Here is an 18,250-nt window from a genome sequence, read left to right on the forward strand (position 1 = left end):
TTCTGGGGATTTTGAGTCAACCTCTGTGGAGTGTGGTAACGGTTCCTGCTTTCCGGGAGATGGAAAAACAGTGGAGAAATCAGAGAATGTCTAATCCTGTGGGAGCTTCATAATAGTTACATAACACTTCTTTTTTAAATTAATTAAAGATATCTAGTGCCTTTAATATCCATTATATAACGGATGAGCAATGGAATCGGTACAGCGGTGATAACGCAATTTCAAGCCCTAATAATCAGAAAATAGGTGATACATGCAATGACAGATGAACGGTTTGATTCGGCGGTATGGGAAAAAGCATGGAAGGACGATCCGTATACGGGAGTCAACAAAATGAAGAGAGCCGGCATCGATCCGGCGCATACACTTGATTCATCGGCCGACTCGTTCAATAAGGAGGTGTTTAGCGAAGAAGGCAGGGCAAGGGCCAGACGGATTATGAACTGGCTTGAGGACCAGGGAGTTGAATTACCGGGATCTTCTGTCCTGGACATAGGTGCGGCGTCGGGTGGTTTTTCCGTACCTTTCGCAGAGAAGGGAGCGGATGTAACGGCGGTGGAAACTTCTCCTCCGTTGGTCGAGCTCCTGCAGCAAAACAGTTCGGGCTTAGCGAATGGAACGGTCAAGGTGGTGCACGAGCCTTTCGAAAACATCGACCTTGAAGCAAGGGGATGGGAGCGGGCCTTTGATCTCGTGTTTGTCTCCATGTGTCCGGTTCTGGTCGATTGGGCCAGTGTGGAGAGGGTGCTGAGCTGCGCGAAGGCGTTCTGCTACATGAGCTTGTCGGTAGGTTCCAGGACGCACAGCCTGGTTGACGAGGTATGGCCGCTTGTCACCGATCGCCCCCGAGAGACCGAGCACCTGGAGATGATTTACTTGACCCAATTACTGCTGCTAAAGGGATACTCTTATCAATCGTTGGTAACCCGGGAAATGAAAACAACGACAGTCTCTAAAGAGTCCGCATTCAATGAAACGATCAAATGGCTTAACATGTATGGTATCCCGGCGGACGAGAGGGTTCGTCATATTGTCTCCCGTCATTTGGACACGCGCTATCCCGGCGGACAAGTGGAGATCCGGCAAGGCGGCCGGTTCGGCAAAGTGCTGGTTCGTATGCAAACTGAGCATATGTACGACAGAGAAGACCGTATCCAGCCTACAGCCGCCATAAATATCGAATAGCAGCTACCGGGGAGAGTTAAGAGCGTCCTAATAAAATATCCGTTATAAGAGGGTTTGTACTAATATCCGCATTTTGACCAGCCCATAACAGGGCCGGGACATTGCGCGGATCCATCGCCCCTCTTTTTTTGCGTTTAGCTGGCTCAGTGTTTGAATGCACGCCATGAAAATGATCAAAGTAGGAGTAGATTCATTCTCGCGACTCGATAAAGGATAAATAAATGACATAGAACATCCATGGAAGGAATCATCCGAACTTTGTCGAATGAAGTCAGGTGTTGCCATATAAAGAACGTGGTCGTTACTTATCTAAAAGAGTGCAGCAATGTTAGCTAAGTGCGACAAAATTTTCAGTTCGTATTGATCGGCGAGCAAGTTTCTGATGCGCTGTGAAAAAATAAACTGTACAAGGTATTTGGTGATCGTTCTTCCGGGCACCGATATGGAAAGCTTCGAGCTGATCGGAGGAAGCTAACGATTGGAACTGATAAGTATTCAACGGAAGCCTATAGATTGGAACTGAAGGAGGAGTATTATGATAGAAAAAAGTGAATGGAATCGCGTGAACGGCCATAAGGGCAAGGTGCTGTGGTTCACGGGATTGTCGGGCTCGGGCAAATCGACGCTGGCTGCCGAAACCGAGAGAGAGCTGTTCCTGCGCGGCATCCGGAGTGTGGTGCTCGATGGGGACCAGCTCCGATCGGGTATCAATCGTGATCTCGGGTTCACGGACGAGGACCGCAACGAAAACCTGCGGCGCGCGGCGGAGATCGCCGCGCTCTTTTTAAGCGTCGGCTTTGTCGTTCTGGTGCCGATGATCTCCCCGTCTGCGGAAACCAGGAACACGATTCGGGAGCGGTTCGGACCGGAAGACTACATGGAGGTCTATATAAAGTGCTCGCTTGAGGCGTGCGAAAAGCGCGATCCCAAAGGGCTGTATCGCAAAGCGAGATCCGGTCTCATCAAGCAGTTTACCGGTATCGATTCGCTGTATGAGCCTCCTTTGGAAGCGGAGCTTACGTTGGATACAGAACACGAGACCATAGAGCATTGCGTGCGGCTTCTTGTGGACAGCATTGTCCAGGACTGTCAATCCAAAGGACGATGAATCCTTGTTGCGGAAAATATATGTAGAGAAGGCTGGATGAACTCTTCAGTTGGACTTTATCTTATACTTTTGAGCGCTTTGGCGCTTAGGCTCATCTACATTTTCAGCAGCTTGTTTCCCCCTCCGGTCGGCGATGCCATGTTCTACAGCAAGATGGCCGAAGCAATTTTCATGATCGGAATACTTGGACAACGAGGCGATAAGCGAGGAATGATTGTGAGGGGGAGGCTGACTGCTCTCCCTCTTTTTGCTTTTCCGATTCCAGAAAATAAGATGAAAGTTGACGCGAAGCGATTGGAGCGGTTTACTCTCTTTTTAAAAATTGTATATATCTCATCATTTCTGTTATGCCGTTCATTTGCTTTTCCAGCTGCTCATTCAGCTTCTGAAGAGCCGCTTTGAAAGTGCGTTCTATCGTAAGCAGATCATGTGTCTCTAAAGCTTCAAGCAATTGTTTCATGCTTTCAATAAAAAAGACGGTTTTCCTTAAACTGCTCAGTACAATAATCTTTTTTAATTCCCGCGCTGTAAAGACTCTATATCCGTTTTCGGGATTCCGCTTGGCGCGGATAAGCCCTTCTTTTTCCCAGTGTCGAATAGCGGACGGGTTTACACCGGCGATAACGGCGACCTCCCCGATTTTCATTTCATCCGTGACCTGAATATTCCTATATACGGAGAAATCCGCATGATGAATGAGGCTCATGATCTCCTCTACTCGCTGCTTTTCTATCTGAATGTTGTACTGCTGTAAATTGATCTTCCAAAGTGCCTGCTCAACGTGCCCTTTTTTTAATACGTTCATGACATCGTAGGCGACGGGCAGATCGAACCCTTTAATCAAGGACCTTAAAGCAAGGAAAGCCTGAACATGGAGCGTTGTATAATATCTTCTGTTACTGGCTGTCCGCGGTACATCAGGCACCAAATCGAGACTTTCATATCTTCGCAGGGTTGTGGTGCTGACATGAAGGTTTTTGGCCATTTGTTTCGGCGTAAAGGTTTTGTCCACGTGCGGCTCCTTCCTTAAAGTCAAACACTAAAGTACAGCAACAACATTATAAGAGACAAAGGCCTTCCGTACAAGGATTCCCGGTTTATCAAACGAAATCTTGCATGAATGTTATATGATCGAAGATGAAAGGGAAAATCGGGGAGGAAACTTAATGGAACAGGGTCATTTTGCTTTAACGTACCGGAATCTTAAGCCCGGCGAGATCATTACGTTCGGCACGTATCCGCAGTCTGCAGACGGTAAAGAACGGGCGATTGAATGGCGTGTTCTTCAAAATTCAGGAAGCGAGCTGTTAGTTATAAGCGAGTTTATTTTGGACTGCAAAAGGTATCACGGCAAGAGCGCGGATCTGAGATGGCGTGATTGCACGGAAATGACGTGGCATGACTGTGATTTGCGCGAGTGGCTGAATAACGGATTCTATAACTCCGCATTCAATGCCGGTGAAAAGCCATTCATCAAGACGACTCATTGCACGGATAACGGAGAGAACTGCCCGGATACGGAGGACAAGGTTTTTCTGCTTAGCGCTGCCGAGATAAAAGATTTAACCGGGATCCACGGCAAGGATTTGAGGCGTGCTGTCGGAACCGATTTTGCCAAGTCGAAAAAGTCGGATGGATGCAGGTTGTATGTATATGATAAAACGAACTTAGACAACTATATCGTTAAAGACGGCGAGAAGACCGGCTGCTCCTGGTGGTGGCTGCGAACACAAGGTAACAAACCTTCACGTGCGTGTTTTATTGGTCCGGGTTGCAGTATCCGCAGCTATGGGAATAACAGTATAGACGGTTATGGTGTTCGTCCCGCTTTCAATCTCAATCTTGTATGACAAAGATGGAAATCGAGAAAATACCCGGCCGACTATCCATATGAAGTCGGGGAATTTTTATAAGGTGAACAAATGATTCTCAGCGAGATCCGGAACTGGATTTATATGCTAAAACTATCTTGTTTTCGAGGAGGTAAGGCATGAACCACTGTTTATCGAATAAAGCGGAGTTACAGTTGAAACGATGGCCTAAAAATACGATAGCCGTTGGTTGTCGTCATTCCGTCGGACTTAAATCGGACGGCACGGTGACAGCGGTGGGGGATAATAAATACGGCCAATGCGAGGTAAGCGGCTGGCGCGATATTGTGGCGGTAGCGGCTGGTAATGTTCACATGGCGACGAACACGGGTAATGCTCATACCATCGGCCTTAGATCGGACGGCACGGTGGTAGCGGCGGGTTGGAATAAGCATGACCAGTGTGAGGTAAGCGGCTGGCACGGTATTGTAGCCGTAGCGGCGGGGTGGCGTCGTTCCGTCGGGCTTAAATCGGATGGCACGGCGGTGGCGGCGGGCCGAAATAAGGAAGGCCAATGCGAGGTAAGCGGCTGGCGCGCTATTGCCGCGGTAGCGGCGGGTGACTGGCATACCGCAGGACTTAAAACGGACGGCACCGTGACGATTGCCGGTAATAATCGGTACGGCCAGTGCGAGGTGAGCGGCTGGCACGGCATAGTGGGGATAGCCGCGGGTTACCTTCATACGGTCGGGCTGAAATCAGACGGGACAGTGGCGGCGGCGGGACTGAATAAGCATGGCCAATGCGGGGTAAGCGGCTGGCGGGGTATTGTGGCGATAGGGGCGGGCAGTCATCATACCATCGGCCTTAAACCGGACGGCACCGTGACGGCAGCGGGTCTGAATAAGCATGGTCAATGCGAGGTAAGCGGCTGGCGCGATATTGTGGCGATAGCGGCGGGCTGCGCTCATACGCTCGGTCTTAAATCGGACGGGACAGTGATGGCGGCGGGTGATAATCAATATGGTCAATGTGACGTAAACGGCTGGCACGGCATACAAATGCCCGGCAACTAGTTTCAGTATATTTTCTTTAAAAATAGGCAGGCTCTCTAAACGCGTTCCTGTTGACATTCCTTTTTTCCAACATTATACTATTAATTAGCCAGGGAAACTAATTACAAAAGGGGTTCTTTTGTGGAGAAACATTCTATTGCCAACCCCCCTAACACAAGAGCGCGGTTAGGAGAAGTGCTGTTACAGATATCCGATGATATTCTGGATGCCATAAACAGTACGCTGAATGAATTTCATATTTCCGAAAGCAAATTTGCTTTGCTGCTGACGCTATTCCATACGAGAAAAGACCAGCCCTTACAACCTTCAGAAATTGCAGACCGGCTGGGAATACGACGAGCCTCTGTAACCAAGCAGTTAATTTGGCTAGAAGAAAATCAATTGATCACAAGAACCATAAGTCCTGAAGACCAGAGAAGGGTTCATGTCACCATCACCGAAGGAGGTTATCGTCTTCTTGACCTCGCGTTACCCCGATATTGGCAGGCTTGCGCGAATCTCACTAACAAATTAACAGAAGAAGAGACCGACAGTTTGCTTAATTTGCTGACAAAAATCGATTTATAATTTTTTTTGCGTTATTAATTAGCCTGGCTAATTAAAGATAAACAGTTTCATGACTTGACAGGAGGAGGGGAGCATACCGGGAATGCAAGTTTAAAAAAGCTCTACGACGAAATGCTTATACGAAAGGTGGAAGCTGTATGAAAATGTCAGGCAACACCATCCTCATTACAGGCGGAGGATCCGGAATCGGGCTGGCTTTTGCAGAACGTTTTATAAAAGCGGGGAATCAGGTATTGATTTGCGGACGACGTGAAAACACACTTCAAAAAGCCAAAGAACAATTCCCGGGCCTCATAACGCGTACATGTGATTTGACGATAGAATCCGAGCGTATCGCCTTATTTGATTGGGTCATCGCGAATTATCCCGAAGTAAATGTGCTAGTCAACAATGCGGGAATTCTCCAACATTTCAATGTGTTAAAAGCAGATGCGAAGCACAACTGGAGCCGCTTCAGTGAAGAAATTACAGCTAATCTTGAAGCTCCTGTCCATCTTTCCATGTTGTTCGCACCGTTCTTTGCGGAAAAAAAAGCGGCGGCGATGATTAACGTGACGTCCGGTCTAGCATTTACTCCGCTTGCGGTTACTCCGATTTATTCGGCCACAAAAGCGGCGCTGCATTCCTTTACGATGAGCCTCAGGCACCAGCTTTCAGCTACATCCATCGAGGTGATTGAAGTGGCTCCGCCGGCAGTAGATACGGATTTAAGCGCATCGTGGCTGCGTACGCATATAGAACCCCTGGATGCTTTCGCGGACGGTATTTTCAAAGCATTGGCGGAAGGCAAACCCGAAATCGGATACAGCACTTCCGCAGACCGCTTGCGTATGTCACGAGATCAGGTTGACGAGTATGCAGAAAAGATGTACAACGCAATGAAAGCCTCAATTGAATAGCCGGAAAACTTGTAAGAACATAAAGAAGTCGCATCGCTGCGGCTTTTTTTGTTTTAACGAAATACTCCGTGTACGGAGCGTCGGGCGAACAGCTTCAGATGAAATTCCCTGTCCATGGCGGTGTGATGAGACTGGGGAATCCAAAAGACTATGGCAAACAAGAGGTGTTTTGCACACACCCGGCAGTATAGCAGAAAAAGGAACTTAAATTTAATGCACGAATATCTTAAGCGAATGAGATTGCCCAAAATTTAATGACAGGAGTTTGATACGATGATAAAAGGTTTCGGAGGAATTTTCTGGAGGACTAAAAATATGGAAGTTATAAAAAAATGGTACAGCGAAGTGTTGAAGATTGAAATAGGAGATTGGAATGGAACGGTGATAAAACCTCAATCGGGAAATGAAACTATCTTTTCTTTCTTTTCCGAGCATGACAGTTATTTTCCGACAGAACAACAAGTGATGCTGAATTTCCAAGTACATAATCTGGACGAGACTATGAAGCACCTTGAACAAATCGGTGTCCCTCTTGCAAAGCAAAAAGAGATAAGCGAATTCGGAAAGTTTATTTGGATTGAAGATCCTGAAGGACGACTCATCGAGCTTTGGGAGAAATAACCGGGGACTACAACATTAGCCTAAGAACGAGAATGAGTACCTCTTGTTAATGGCAGTTAAGCACGCAAGGAGGCGAGTTTTATGCTTTATATTTTTGGCGGGCTGCCGGGCACCGGGAAGACCACGCTAGCAGCCTCTCTGGCTAAAGAACTGCAGGCAGCGTATCTGCGGGTCGATGTCGTGGAGCAGGCTATGCGGGATGCTGGAACATGGGACGACGGACCTGCGGGTTACATCGTGTGTTATGCGATTGCGTCGCAGAATCTCAGGCTCGGTCTTGACGTGATAGCAGATACAGTCAACCCTATCCATGAAACGCGTCAAGCTTGGCGCAACGTGGCGGAGGCTCTTGAAACTCCGTTTGTGGAAATCGAAGTGATCTGCTCTGACGGTCGTGAACACAGGCATCGGGTCGAAACGCGTATAGCCGATATACCTGGTTTTGTTCTGCCTACTTGGGAGAAGGTCAGGAACCGGCAGTACGATGTTTGGGACCGAGACCACATCGTCATCGACACAGCTCATCAAACCGTGGCCGAAAGCTTGAGGACGTTAAAAGAACTATTGGATCGGAAATGCAAAAAAGTTTAATTGATTGTGCTGACAGCTTCAAGTTCTTATAATCTGTTCCAACCAAGAGTGGAAGCAGGGTCTCCTGTTTCTGCTCTTTTTTGTTGGGGTGGGAGAGAGTGATAGACGTTACAGGATAGGTAGCATTACTCGAACTTTTTCATATCGAATTCAGAAACTGTCCGGTTCCGTAGGAGACCGGTTTTAATCGGGTTGGATAACTTAAGGAGTGAAAAAGAGGAAGTAAAAAATTTTTATAGATGTTGACAACAAAATTCGTCTATGGGAGTATGGATATATAAAACTTACATATTTTAGTTATTTTATTGATTTGCAGGTAAATATCATAATGCTTCATTATTTTACAAAATAACCTAAAAGAAAGAAGTGAGTATGGATTTGGGTATTAAGGAACTGGAACTAAGCATCCCGCCTCTTGTCGGTTATCAGTATCTGGCGTATCCCCTATGTACGGTACTCACACGGAATGAGGCGCTTCCATGGTTTTACAGCAATTTCATCCATCTCTATTGTCATCAGGATATTGACGGAGAGGGCGCTTCACGCTCTGTACCTATGACTTTTTACGGTGAAGATTTTATCCGCTGTCCATGGCTGATCACGCAAAAGCTGGAGCGCGAATACGTGCTGGATTCATCGCCTGGAATTACCGAATTTCTGAGAAACAGTATCCGTTCTAACTATACGGTTTCTCTTTATGTAAATGAGTTCTATATCCCCCGGAGACGAGTCTACCAGCAAACTCATTATGCTCACGATATTCTCGTTTACGGTTACGATGATACGAGAAGAACGTTTCTTGTTCTCGGCTACGACGAGGAAATGCAGTTCCAGAAGACCGTGGTGCCGTACCATGAAATGGAGCAAGGGTTCCAAAACCTGGAATGGACGGATAACTATAAAGAACAAATCTACCTGTACAAGTTCAATAAAACGGGGAGCTACCGGCTGGATGCGGCGTTCATTAAGGAATCCCTGGAAGAATACATGGCGGGCAGCAATATTTCCTTGCGCGACCGGGGAACGGCGGATCCGCTGGAGGCGGCATTCGGCATCAATGTTTATGAAGCGCTAATCCGCAACATGCCCGTACTTGTGCGCAAACGTGATATCCGGCCCATCCACATTCTGTGGGAGCACAAGAAATTGATGGGGCTGCGGATCCATTATTTATGCAATCAGGGACTTCTTTCGCCGGATTTGGCAGATTGCTTCCGGCCCGTAGAAGAGCAGGCATATGCTTTGCGTCATTTATTAATGAAATACGCTTTAACCGGGGACGATACCTTGTTAAAGCAAGGACTGGGCGAAATGACTCACATCATGGAAAGCGAAAAACGAATACTGGGAACGGTTATAACAGCGCTGGACCCTCGGGTTGTTTCCCGGTATCCGTAACTTATTCCGATTGGAGGTTATTTCTATGGAGGCAAGCAGACTCTATCCGCTCACTCATCCGCAAAAACGAATTTGGTATGTAGAAAATATATACCCGGGTACAAGCATACATAATATCGGAGGACTCATCAAAATTTACGGTCCCGTCGATTTTTCCTTGCTGGAGGAAGCCATTAATCAATTCATCCGGCTCAACGATGCTGTACGCATACGGTTAGTCGGACAAGACGGTTCGGTACAGCAGACGGTCGCGGAACACCGCAGGAAAACGTTCGCGTTTGTCGATTTTACGGACCACCTGGAATCGGATGTGGATGCCTGGGTGAGTACCGAGTTCGCCAAACCGCTCGCGCTGGACGGGGAACAATTGTATGATTTTGTACTTGTCAGGATCAGCGAAACGGAAAGCGCGTATCTCACGAAATTCCACCATATTATTTCGGACGGCTGGTCTTTTCAATTAATGACGACGCATATCAATCAGATTTATACACAATTGATGCAAGGGGAGGAAATCGGGCAAGAATCCCGTCCAACCTACTTGGATTATATCGAACAAGAGCAGAAGTATTTGTCATCCCCCCGCTTCATGAAAAATAAAAGCTATTGGAACACCAAATTCGATCATATCCATGATATCGATCTGCACCATACATCAATCGGCACCGCCGGAAACCGCAAAAAGTTCTCTATCAGCCGGTCCGCTTCCGATGCCATCCGCGACTTTGCCCAAACCCATCATATTTCGTTGAATACTTTTTTTGTAGCAACGATGCTCCTTTATCTCCACAAAGCGAATCAGCAAAACCGTCTCCTGATAGGCACTCCTGTATTAAATCGTACGGGGGCCAAAGAAAAAAATACTTTCGGAATGTTTACCAGCACGATGCCCTTTCTCATTGATATCGAGCACGAAATGTCTTTCTCGTCGTTCATACATAACGTCAACCAGGAACTCGTTCAATGCTATTTTCACCAGAAATATCCTTATAACTTGCTTGTGCAGGATCTTCAGCTTCAGCAACGGGGATTGGACCAGTTATTTCAAATATGCGTGAACTATTATAATACGGCATTCGACCGGAACTTCGGTCCCGGATGGAAAATGCAGCAGATTGAAGCGAATAACGGCAATCAGCTATATTCCTTGCAGCTTATCGTCACCGAATGGTCACCGGATGAAGAGCTGGAGCTGTACTTCGATTATAAAGAAGGCGACTACACGGAGAAGCAAATCGATGAACTGCACAGCCGACTTTTACATTTAACCGATCAAGTCCTGAGCCGTCCCGATGCTGCGCTTAATGAGCTGCAACTGCTTCTGCCGGATGAGCGCACAGAACTTCTGTATACGTGCAACAAAACGGATTGCGAATATCCCTCGCATCAAACGATCTTGCAGCTTTTTGAAGAACAAGCCGAACGGAATTCTGAACGCATTGCCGTTTCATGCAATGGACAATCGCTTACTTACGGCGAACTGAACGAACGCGCCAACCGGCTGGCACGAACCCTGATGGAAAGAGGGACAAGCCCTCAAACCCCCGCAGCTATCATGGGCCGCCACTCTCTATCCATTGTTGTAGGAATCTGGGCGGTGATCAAGGCCGGAATGGCGTATCTGCCGATCGATCCCGAATATCCCAAAGAACGGATCGAGTATATTTTGAAGGACAGCGGGGCTTCCCTGCTGCTGACACATGGCAAGGAATGGGAGCGGCTTTCTTACAGCGGTGAGGTTCTTGCACTTGATGATGAACGTCTGTACGACAAGGACGGGACTAATTTGCCTGCCATGCTTACGACAGACGATTTGGTCTATATTATCTACACCTCAGGATCAACAGGCAATCCCAAAGGTGCGATGATCGAGCACGGGGGGCTGGTGAACTACATCTGGTGGGCCGGCAAAACGTATATCCGCTCGCAAAACGATGTGTTTGCGCTGTACTCGTCCATTGCTTTCGATCTCACGGTGACCTCTATCTTTGTGCCGTTAATTAGCGGCAGCCGTATCGAGATTTACGAAGATGACGCGAGCGACTTTATAGTCAAACGTATTGTGGAAGACAACAAGGCCACGGTTATCAAGCTGACGCCGGCTCATCTGGCGCTTATTAAAGACATGGATTTCAGCGAATACACGGTCCGGACATTCATTGTGGGCGGCGAAGATTTGAAATGCTCGCTGGCTCGCGAAATACATGAACGCAGCCGTGGCGGGATAGAAATCCTTAACGAGTACGGACCGACCGAGACCGTAGTCGGCTGCATGATTTACCGGTATGATCCGGTGAGCGACGAAGGGGTATCGGTTCCGATCGGACAGCCGATTGACAATGTGCAAATTTATTTGCTGGATCGGCAGCTGGAGCCGGTTCCAAACGGATCGACCGGCGAAATTTATATATCCGGGGACGGGGTGGCCCGGGGCTATTTGAACAGGGAGGAGCTGACTCAAGAACGATTTCTGCCCAACCCTTTCCTTACGGGCAAAAGAATGTACCGGACGGGCGATTTGGCCGTTCGCCACGATAATGGCCAAATCGTATATTTGGGCCGGATCGATCATCAGGTCAAAATTAAAGGATACCGCATTGAAATGGGGGAAATCGAGCATCGGCTGCTTGAAATAAGCGGCATTGAAGAAGCCGTCGTCATTGACCGCACCGGAGAGGACGGACAGCAGCATCTTGCCGCTTATTACGTCGCTGCGGGACATCTTACGGCGCTGGAGCTTAGGATGAAGCTGGCAGAGGCGCTGCCCTCGTATATGATACCGGCTTACTTCGTCCCTCTCGATCAGGTGCCGCTTACTCCGAACGGTAAAGTGGACCGGCGTCTTCTGCCGCCTCCGGAACAGCACCTTGAAACAAGCGAGACCGGCAAGACCAGCCAGGTCGAGGCGCTGTTAATGAATATATTTCAGGATGTACTCAGCACGGATGAAATAACGGTTCAGGATAATTTTTACCGGCTCGGCGGTGACTCAATCAAAGCCATCCAAATTGTATCCAAGATTAAGTCGGCCGGTTATCAGCTAAAGGTGCAGCAAATTATGAGCTATCCCGTGATCCGTGAACTCGCTGTGTTTATCGAACTAAACACCGCTGCTCCGATCGAGCAGGTTCCGAGTTACGGGGAAGTTAAACCGCTGCCGGTTGCATCCTGGTTTTTTTCAAGACAATGGAACAATCCTCATTATTATGCGCAGTCTGTCCTGCTCCGCTTAAGTCCGTCCATAACGACAGATCAGCTTCACAATGCGTTATTTGCCTTAATCGGCCACCATGACGCCTTGAGGCTGCAGGCAGATAAAGCTTCCGGAAGCCTGGAGTACCGGACGGTCGAACGCGGGGACGTGGAGATTGCCCGCTTTGATCTGGCCGCCATTCCGGAGGAAGAGCGGGCTGGAGCCCTGAAGAAACAAGCCGAATCATTCAAAGCAAGTGTGCGTCTCGGACAAGGGCTTTTATTCAAAGCTCTTGTATTTGATGAAGGAATTGGGGGACAACGTCTCTTGCTGACAGCGCATCATCTGATTGTAGATGGCGTTTCCTGGCGCATTATGCTGGAAGACTTGGACCGGCTGCTGCAAGCGGTTATGACCGGTTCGGTTTGGACTCTGCCGAATAAAACGCATTCCATTCAAGCCTGGTCGGATGCTATAGATGCTTACGGCTGCGGAAAGGCGCTGGAATACTGCGACTACTGGCATTCGGTCTTAGAGAACGCGGAGGACAGCCTTGACACGGATTACCCCTCGGATGACGACCGGATTGCCGTATGTGCCGAGCTCGTCCGGGAGCTTTCCGAGCAGGAGACGCACAGGCTGCTGGGGGAGGCGAATACCGCATTCCGGACTCAAGCGGGCGATTTGCTGATCACCTCGTTGGCAATGGCCTTGAGCGACATTACCGGCAAGAAAAAAATAACGATCGAATTGGAAGGACATGGACGCGAAGAGCTGTTCGAAAACATGGATATATCGAGAACCGTCGGGTGGTTCACTTCGCTGTATCCCGTTAACCTCCTGATGAATGAAACCGGAACTGCGGAGATCATCAAGAGCATAAAAGGACAGCTTCGCTCCATTCCAAACAAAGGAATCGACTACGGTATCTTGGCATATGGTTCCGGCGGCATTCCGAGAACGGACAACAGCCTGCTCCGTTTCAATTATATGGGCGAAATCGATAATCATTTGCACAGCCCTCTGCTCGCCATAGCCGGGGACGATACGGGAAGTGATACATGCCCGACCAACAGGTTGTCCTGTCTGGTCGATGTGGTAGCCATGATTACGGACAAAAGGCTCCAGGTCCGCATGACATACAGTACGGCTATGTTCAGCCGGGATACAATGGACGCGTTCATCCAGGCTTTTATGAAGCGGCTGTCTGAAGTCATCCGGCTGGGATCAGACAGGGGACAGGCTGATTTTACGCCCTCTGATTTTGAGACGGTCAAGCTCGCGCAAGAAGAACTTGACGTACTTTTCAATTCCTAAAGGGGCGAACAATCGTGGTTAAGAAACTTGCTTTCTACGTACTGATGGTGCTTCTGCTAGTCAGCCCGACAGCCGCATCCGCCGAAGGCGAAGCCCCTGCTTCGCAAAAACAGCCGGATATAGATGTGGCTGCCATCGACCGGTTTGTGCAGGCCGAGCTGGTGAAAGCGCAAAGCCCGGGAGCCGCAGTCGTTATCGTAAGCGGGGATAGGGTGGTTTATACGAAGGGATTCGGGCTCGCCGATCGTGCGTCGGGGATTCCGGCTGCAAGCACTACATTATTTGAATTGGGATCGACGTCCAAAGCGTTTACCGGACTGGCCTTGTTAGAGCTGGAGCGTGAAAATGCGCTTCGGCTTGACGATCCGGTCACCCGTTATATTCCGTGGCTCTCGCTGACCTATCAAGGTCAGCCGGCCAAGGTGACGCTGGCCCATCTGCTGCACCATACGAGCGGAGTGCCGTTCGCCTCGCTCGCTTCCATCCCGATCAGTTCCGAAGAGCAGGCACTGGAACAGACTGTACGGGCATTATCAGGCACGGCGCTGGACACCCCTCCCGGAGACAAGTATCAATATGCCACCATTAATTATGATGTTCTGGGGCTGGTCATCCAGGAAGTATCCGGTATGCCGTACGAAGCTTACATGTCGGGATTACTGCAGCGGCTTGGCATGAGCAGCACAGTTCCTGCCGCACAGCTGAAGGACCCGCAGCGGCTAGCCAAGGGATATAAGATCGGATTCGGCTCGCCTCGACTATACGAAGCGCCCGATTACAGGGGAAACACGCCCGCCGGTTACTTAGTCTCCAATGCGGACGATATCGGGCAGTGGCTGCTGCTCCAGCTCGGCACGAAGAGCATATCCGAGGCGGAACGGAGCATCGTCGAACGTTCCCATATGCCCGATACGAGCGTAGGACCGGACGCCAACGGAACCTACTATGCCACGGGATGGTTTGTCACGACAGACGGCAAAGAACTCTCGCATCAAGGCTCGAATCCCAATTTCTCGTCCTATTTCATCATGCGTCCGCAAGAGCGGCTCGGCGTAGGAGTACTCGCCAACATCAATTCGGCCTATACGTTTCATATCGGCCAAGGCCTGATGAGCCTGCTGCGGGAGCAGGAGCCTCCGCCCGCTGAAGCGGATTTCTATCCGCTGCTTGATCGCATTGCGATGATCTCGCTTGGTCTTATCAGCGTCTTCATGATTATACTGGCAGCTATAGCCATCGGTATCCCCGGACAGCTGCGTCGTCAGCGTCGCACGTTCGTTCCGCCGAAAGGAAGAAGGCTCGTCGGGCTCGTAGCTGCGCTTGTGCTGACCGGAGCCTGCTTATGGGGAATCGGCCTGCTGCTCCAGACTGCATTTGCAGGCCTGCCGCTTGCCGTAGTCGCGGTATGGTCGCCTGTCACAATCATCTGGTTCGTCTATGCGCTCTACCTGTTCGTCGTAATCGCGTTCCTGTTCTTTCTTGCAGTCTGGTTGTTTCCATCGGTGAAACGCCGACGTTCGGGACCGGTTCTGCCGGCTCCCGCAGAGGAGGTGATCTAAATGAAATGCAAGCTGTTCTGCCTGCCCTACGCCGGAGGTTCGGCTACCGTCTATACGAGATGGAAACGCCATCTGCACGGCCATATTGAACTGCATCCCGTTGAACTGGCCGGAAGGGGCAAAAGATTGCTCGAACCTCCTTACGGCAGCATGGACGAATTAGTGGAGGATTTATACGAATATTTAGACCCGCAGCTGGACGAAGCTGATTTTGCTTTCTTCGGCCACAGCATGGGAGCCCTCGTCGCTTACGAGCTGGCGCACGCCGTCAGGAAGAAGCGTGGGCGCGAACCCGTTCATTTGTTCGTCTCGGGGACCTATCCGCCTCACGCCCGCAGGAAGCTCACGCTGCATCTCTTATCCGATGAAAGACTGCAGCAGGAAATCAGGCTGCTTGGCGGAACCGAGGATGAATTGTTTGAGCGGGAAGAACTGCTGCGGATGTTTTTACCGGGTCTGCGGAGGGATCTGGAGCTGGTGGAAACACATGCTTTTCAAAGCGGAGCCGAGCTTCTCTCCTGTAACATATCCGTGCTTAACGGAAAAGAGGATACAGCGACCGAAGGCTTCAACCTGCTCGAATGGTCGGCATATGGCAGCCGGGGCTGTCAACTTTATGAATTCGAGGGAGGTCATTTTTTCATAAATGAACATACCGAGCAGGTAGTGTCGCTCATCAACGATGTGCTGGGCAGCCCTGTTGAACGAATGTCCACTAAAAAGGAGTCGTGATTTATGATACGAACCGTCGGAGTTGTCGGTGCGGGTGTAATGGGCAGTGACGTTGCTTTGGATCTGGCTTGTTATGGATACGAAGTGGTGCTCAAAGATATTAGCGAAGATGTCCTGCATCAAGCTAAAGAGAAAATCAAGACAGATTTCCGGCTGTTAAAGCTGGTCAAGTCTCAGGCGAAACAGCTAACCGTGGAGGACGTCCTGTCCCGGATCACCTTTACCACGGCTTATGATGACTTCTCGCGTGTCCAGTTTGTGATTGAGAACGTGACAGAAGAGTGGGAGCTTAAGAAAACGGTGTTTACGGAATTGTCCGGGGTGTGCGGCTTACAAACCATTTATGCCGTCAACACAAGCTGCATTTCCATTACGAAGGTTGGCTCGCTAATGCCGAGACCGGAGAATGTCATCGGTATGCATTTCATGAACCCTGTCCCGATGAAGGAATTGGTCGAGGTCATCCGGGGCGAGCATACATCGGACGAGACCGTTGCCAGCGGGGAGCAGTTTTTGAAATCATTCGATAAAGTTCCGGTAGTGGTAAATGATTTCCCCGGTTTCGTAACAAATCGAGTCCTCATGCTGACGATTAACGAATGCGTCTGGACCGTACAGGACGGAGTCGCAGAGCCGAAGGATGTCGATAAGATTTTCCGTTTGGGCTTCGGTCACAAAATGGGGCCGCTTGCTACGTGTGATCTGATCGGCCTGGATACCATTCTCAATTCGCTGCTGGTGCTGCAGGACAGCTATAAGGATCCGAAATTCCGGCCCTGCCCGCTGCTCGTAAAGATGGTGGATGCCGGTTACCTTGGCAAAAAATCGGGAAAAGGATTTTTCGATTACAGCAAGTAAGGAGGGATAACAATGAACGGGGCAGCGGACAAGTTAAAAGAAGTCAAATGTGTGATCTGGGATCTGGACAACACGATGTGGGACGGCATTTTGCTGGAGTCCGACGAGGTGAAGCTAAAACCGCGCATGCGCGAGCTTCTGGCGGAACTTGATTCTCGCGGCATTCTGCAATCAATCGCAAGCCGCAATGATACGGTGCATGCGCTGGACAAGCTGAAGGAATTCGGTATCGACACCTATTTCCTGTATCCCGAAATCAATTGGAATGCCAAATCCGTATCGATCGACAAAATACGCTCAAACTTGAACATCGGGATGGACACGATTCTGTTCATCGACGATCAGCCCTTCGAACGGGATGAGGTCCTGAGCACCCATCCGGAGGTAGAGTGTCTGGATGTGACGCCTTACGAGACACTGCTCGGTCACCCGCGTCTCAATCCCCGGTTTATTACGGAAGATTCAAGACGCCGGCGCGCCATGTATCTGGAAGATATGCTGCGCAAAAACGAAGAAGAATCGTTTGCCGGACCCCAAGAGGCGTTTCTAAGCTCGCTCGGCATGCGCTTTGTCATTAGCGAGGCTAGAGAGGAAGACTTGAAACGGGCGGAGGAACTGACCATCCGCACAAATCAGCTGAATGCGACGGGTTATACGTACAGCTACGAGGAGCTGGACACGATCAGACAGTCGGATAGTCATATCCTGCTCGTCTGTGAATTGACGGATAAATACGGCTCTTACGGAAAAATCGGGCTCGCTCTGATCGAATTGAAGGAAAGCTGCTGGCATCTGAAAATGCTGCTCATGTCCTGCAGAGTGATGTCTCGCGGAGTCGGTACCGTCATGCTCACGTATATCATGCAGCAGGCGAAAAATGACGGGAAAGTACTCAGGGCCGACTTCAAACAGACGGACCGCAACAAGATGATGTATGTCACGTACCGTTTCGCTAATTTCACGGAAATTTCAAATGACGGAGAAGGTAACATCCTGTTCGAGAACGAGTTAAACCAAATTCAGCCGTTCCCGCCTTACATTGATGTGCTGGTAACGGTTGCCGGGAGAAAGGGGTAACTAGATGGAAATCAAACAAAAAATCCGCAGTTTTATTGAAAGCAATCTGGTTGTATTTGAGGATGAGGCCGTTTTCACCGATGATGATCATATTTTTCAGAAGGGCTTCGTCAATTCATTATTCGCGATGAAGCTTCTCAGCTACATCGAACAAGAATTCGGATTTACGGTCAGCAATGAGGATTTGGATATCGCTAACTTCAGCACGCTTAACAATATCGTCAAGCTAATCGAAAAGCATAAGCAGGAGGCCTAAGC

General features: G+C 49.4%; 16 protein-coding genes. 15 read left to right on the top strand and 1 reads right to left on the bottom strand.

Translation table 11 applies throughout. The annotated features are described in order from the left end of the window. Positions 1–258: 258 nt before the first annotated feature. Together C4S74_RS18255 and cysC are read left to right on the top strand one after the other, a co-directional pair. Positions 259–1,185 carry a bifunctional 2-polyprenyl-6-hydroxyphenol methylase/3-demethylubiquinol 3-O-methyltransferase UbiG gene (locus C4S74_RS18255; RefSeq protein ID WP_103996722.1) on the top strand — a complete coding sequence of 309 codons (927 nt, stop codon included), beginning with the start codon at positions 259–261 and terminating at the stop codon, positions 1,183–1,185. A gap of 535 nt (positions 1,186–1,720) precedes the next feature. Further along, entirely contained in the window at positions 1,721–2,293 is a 573-nt protein-coding gene (cysC, locus tag C4S74_RS18260) for an adenylyl-sulfate kinase (protein ID WP_103996723.1), read from the top strand. 304 nt (positions 2,294–2,597) lie between these two features. On the opposite strand, the gene C4S74_RS18265 is transcribed toward cysC, so the two are convergent. After that, the gene (locus C4S74_RS18265; protein WP_103996724.1) at positions 2,598–3,305 is read right to left on the bottom strand and encodes a MerR family DNA-binding transcriptional regulator; all 708 of its coding nucleotides are present in this window, start codon (positions 3,303–3,305) and stop codon (positions 2,598–2,600) included. 154 nt (positions 3,306–3,459) lie between these two features. On the opposite strand from C4S74_RS18265, the gene C4S74_RS18270 reads away from it, so the two are divergent. The 13 genes from C4S74_RS18270 to C4S74_RS18330 all read left to right on the top strand — a co-directional run bounded on the left by C4S74_RS18270 (position 3,460) and on the right by C4S74_RS18330 (position 18,248). Then, a complete protein-coding gene (locus C4S74_RS18270; RefSeq protein WP_103996725.1) occupies positions 3,460–4,143 on the top strand; it encodes a DUF6273 domain-containing protein in 684 nt (227 codons plus the stop codon). 140 nt (positions 4,144–4,283) lie between these two features. After that, complete coding sequence (locus C4S74_RS18275) at positions 4,284–5,180, top strand: chromosome condensation regulator (protein ID WP_103996726.1); 897 nt, start codon at positions 4,284–4,286, stop codon at positions 5,178–5,180. Between the two features lie 120 nt (positions 5,181–5,300). Next, positions 5,301–5,747, top strand: a complete 447-nt coding sequence (locus tag C4S74_RS18280) for a MarR family winged helix-turn-helix transcriptional regulator (protein WP_103996727.1) — start codon at positions 5,301–5,303, stop codon at positions 5,745–5,747. A gap of 137 nt (positions 5,748–5,884) precedes the next feature. Further along, a complete protein-coding gene (locus C4S74_RS18285) occupies positions 5,885–6,646 on the top strand; it encodes an SDR family oxidoreductase (RefSeq protein WP_103996728.1) in 762 nt (253 codons plus the stop codon). 273 nt (positions 6,647–6,919) lie between these two features. Beyond that, entirely contained in the window at positions 6,920–7,267 is a 348-nt protein-coding gene (locus C4S74_RS18290; RefSeq protein ID WP_103996729.1) for a VOC family protein, read from the top strand. Positions 7,268–7,348: 81 nt separating this feature from the next. Continuing rightward, a complete protein-coding gene (locus C4S74_RS18295; protein WP_103996730.1) occupies positions 7,349–7,858 on the top strand; it encodes an AAA family ATPase in 510 nt (169 codons plus the stop codon). Positions 7,859–8,230: 372 nt separating this feature from the next. Continuing rightward, positions 8,231–9,256 carry a BtrH N-terminal domain-containing protein gene (locus C4S74_RS18300; protein ID WP_258042530.1) on the top strand — a complete coding sequence of 342 codons (1,026 nt, stop codon included), beginning with the start codon at positions 8,231–8,233 and terminating at the stop codon, positions 9,254–9,256. 25 nt (positions 9,257–9,281) lie between these two features. Then, on the top strand, positions 9,282–13,766 hold the full coding sequence (locus C4S74_RS18305) for an amino acid adenylation domain-containing protein (RefSeq protein WP_258042531.1): 4,485 nt from the start codon (positions 9,282–9,284) through the stop codon (positions 13,764–13,766). 14 nt (positions 13,767–13,780) lie between these two features. Then, positions 13,781–15,325, top strand: coding sequence for a serine hydrolase (locus C4S74_RS18310; protein WP_103996732.1), 1,545 nt, complete (start codon positions 13,781–13,783; stop codon positions 15,323–15,325). Next, positions 15,326–16,057, top strand: a complete 732-nt coding sequence (locus C4S74_RS18315; protein WP_103996733.1) for a thioesterase II family protein — start codon at positions 15,326–15,328, stop codon at positions 16,055–16,057. Positions 16,058–16,060: 3 nt separating this feature from the next. After that, positions 16,061–16,915, top strand: a complete 855-nt coding sequence (locus C4S74_RS18320) for a 3-hydroxyacyl-CoA dehydrogenase family protein (RefSeq protein ID WP_103996734.1) — start codon at positions 16,061–16,063, stop codon at positions 16,913–16,915. Between the two features lie 12 nt (positions 16,916–16,927). Next, positions 16,928–17,992 carry an HAD family hydrolase gene (locus C4S74_RS18325; protein WP_103996735.1) on the top strand — a complete coding sequence of 355 codons (1,065 nt, stop codon included), beginning with the start codon at positions 16,928–16,930 and terminating at the stop codon, positions 17,990–17,992. 4 nt (positions 17,993–17,996) lie between these two features. Further along, positions 17,997–18,248, top strand: a complete 252-nt coding sequence (locus tag C4S74_RS18330; protein ID WP_053491437.1) for an acyl carrier protein — start codon at positions 17,997–17,999, stop codon at positions 18,246–18,248. Positions 18,249–18,250: the final 2 nt, after the last annotated feature.

The organism is Paenibacillus sp. UNC499MF, from assembly GCF_900107975.1.
GTDB lineage: Bacteria > Bacillota > Bacilli > Paenibacillales > NBRC-103111 > Paenibacillus_F.

Excerpts from the sequence above, each read along its gene's own strand:
- C4S74_RS18290 (WP_103996729.1), top strand. The coding sequence starts at position 6,920 with ATGATAAAAGGTTTCGGAGGAATTTTCTGGAGGACTAAAAATATGGAA.
- C4S74_RS18300 (WP_258042530.1), top strand. The coding sequence starts at position 8,231 with ATGGATTTGGGTATTAAGGAACTGGAACTAAGCATCCCGCCTCTTGTC.
- C4S74_RS18270 (WP_103996725.1), top strand. The coding sequence starts at position 3,460 with ATGGAACAGGGTCATTTTGCTTTAACGTACCGGAATCTTAAGCCCGGC.
- C4S74_RS18295 (WP_103996730.1), top strand. The coding sequence starts at position 7,349 with ATGCTTTATATTTTTGGCGGGCTGCCGGGCACCGGGAAGACCACGCTA.
- C4S74_RS18330 (WP_053491437.1), top strand. The coding sequence starts at position 17,997 with ATGGAAATCAAACAAAAAATCCGCAGTTTTATTGAAAGCAATCTGGTT.
- C4S74_RS18285 (WP_103996728.1), top strand. The coding sequence starts at position 5,885 with ATGAAAATGTCAGGCAACACCATCCTCATTACAGGCGGAGGATCCGGA.
- C4S74_RS18320 (WP_103996734.1), top strand. The coding sequence starts at position 16,061 with ATGATACGAACCGTCGGAGTTGTCGGTGCGGGTGTAATGGGCAGTGAC.
- C4S74_RS18325 (WP_103996735.1), top strand. The coding sequence starts at position 16,928 with ATGAACGGGGCAGCGGACAAGTTAAAAGAAGTCAAATGTGTGATCTGG.
- cysC (WP_103996723.1), top strand. The coding sequence starts at position 1,721 with ATGATAGAAAAAAGTGAATGGAATCGCGTGAACGGCCATAAGGGCAAG.
- C4S74_RS18315 (WP_103996733.1), top strand. The coding sequence starts at position 15,326 with ATGAAATGCAAGCTGTTCTGCCTGCCCTACGCCGGAGGTTCGGCTACC.
- C4S74_RS18255 (WP_103996722.1), top strand. The coding sequence starts at position 259 with ATGACAGATGAACGGTTTGATTCGGCGGTATGGGAAAAAGCATGGAAG.
- C4S74_RS18305 (WP_258042531.1), top strand. The coding sequence starts at position 9,282 with ATGGAGGCAAGCAGACTCTATCCGCTCACTCATCCGCAAAAACGAATT.
- C4S74_RS18275 (WP_103996726.1), top strand. The coding sequence starts at position 4,284 with ATGAACCACTGTTTATCGAATAAAGCGGAGTTACAGTTGAAACGATGG.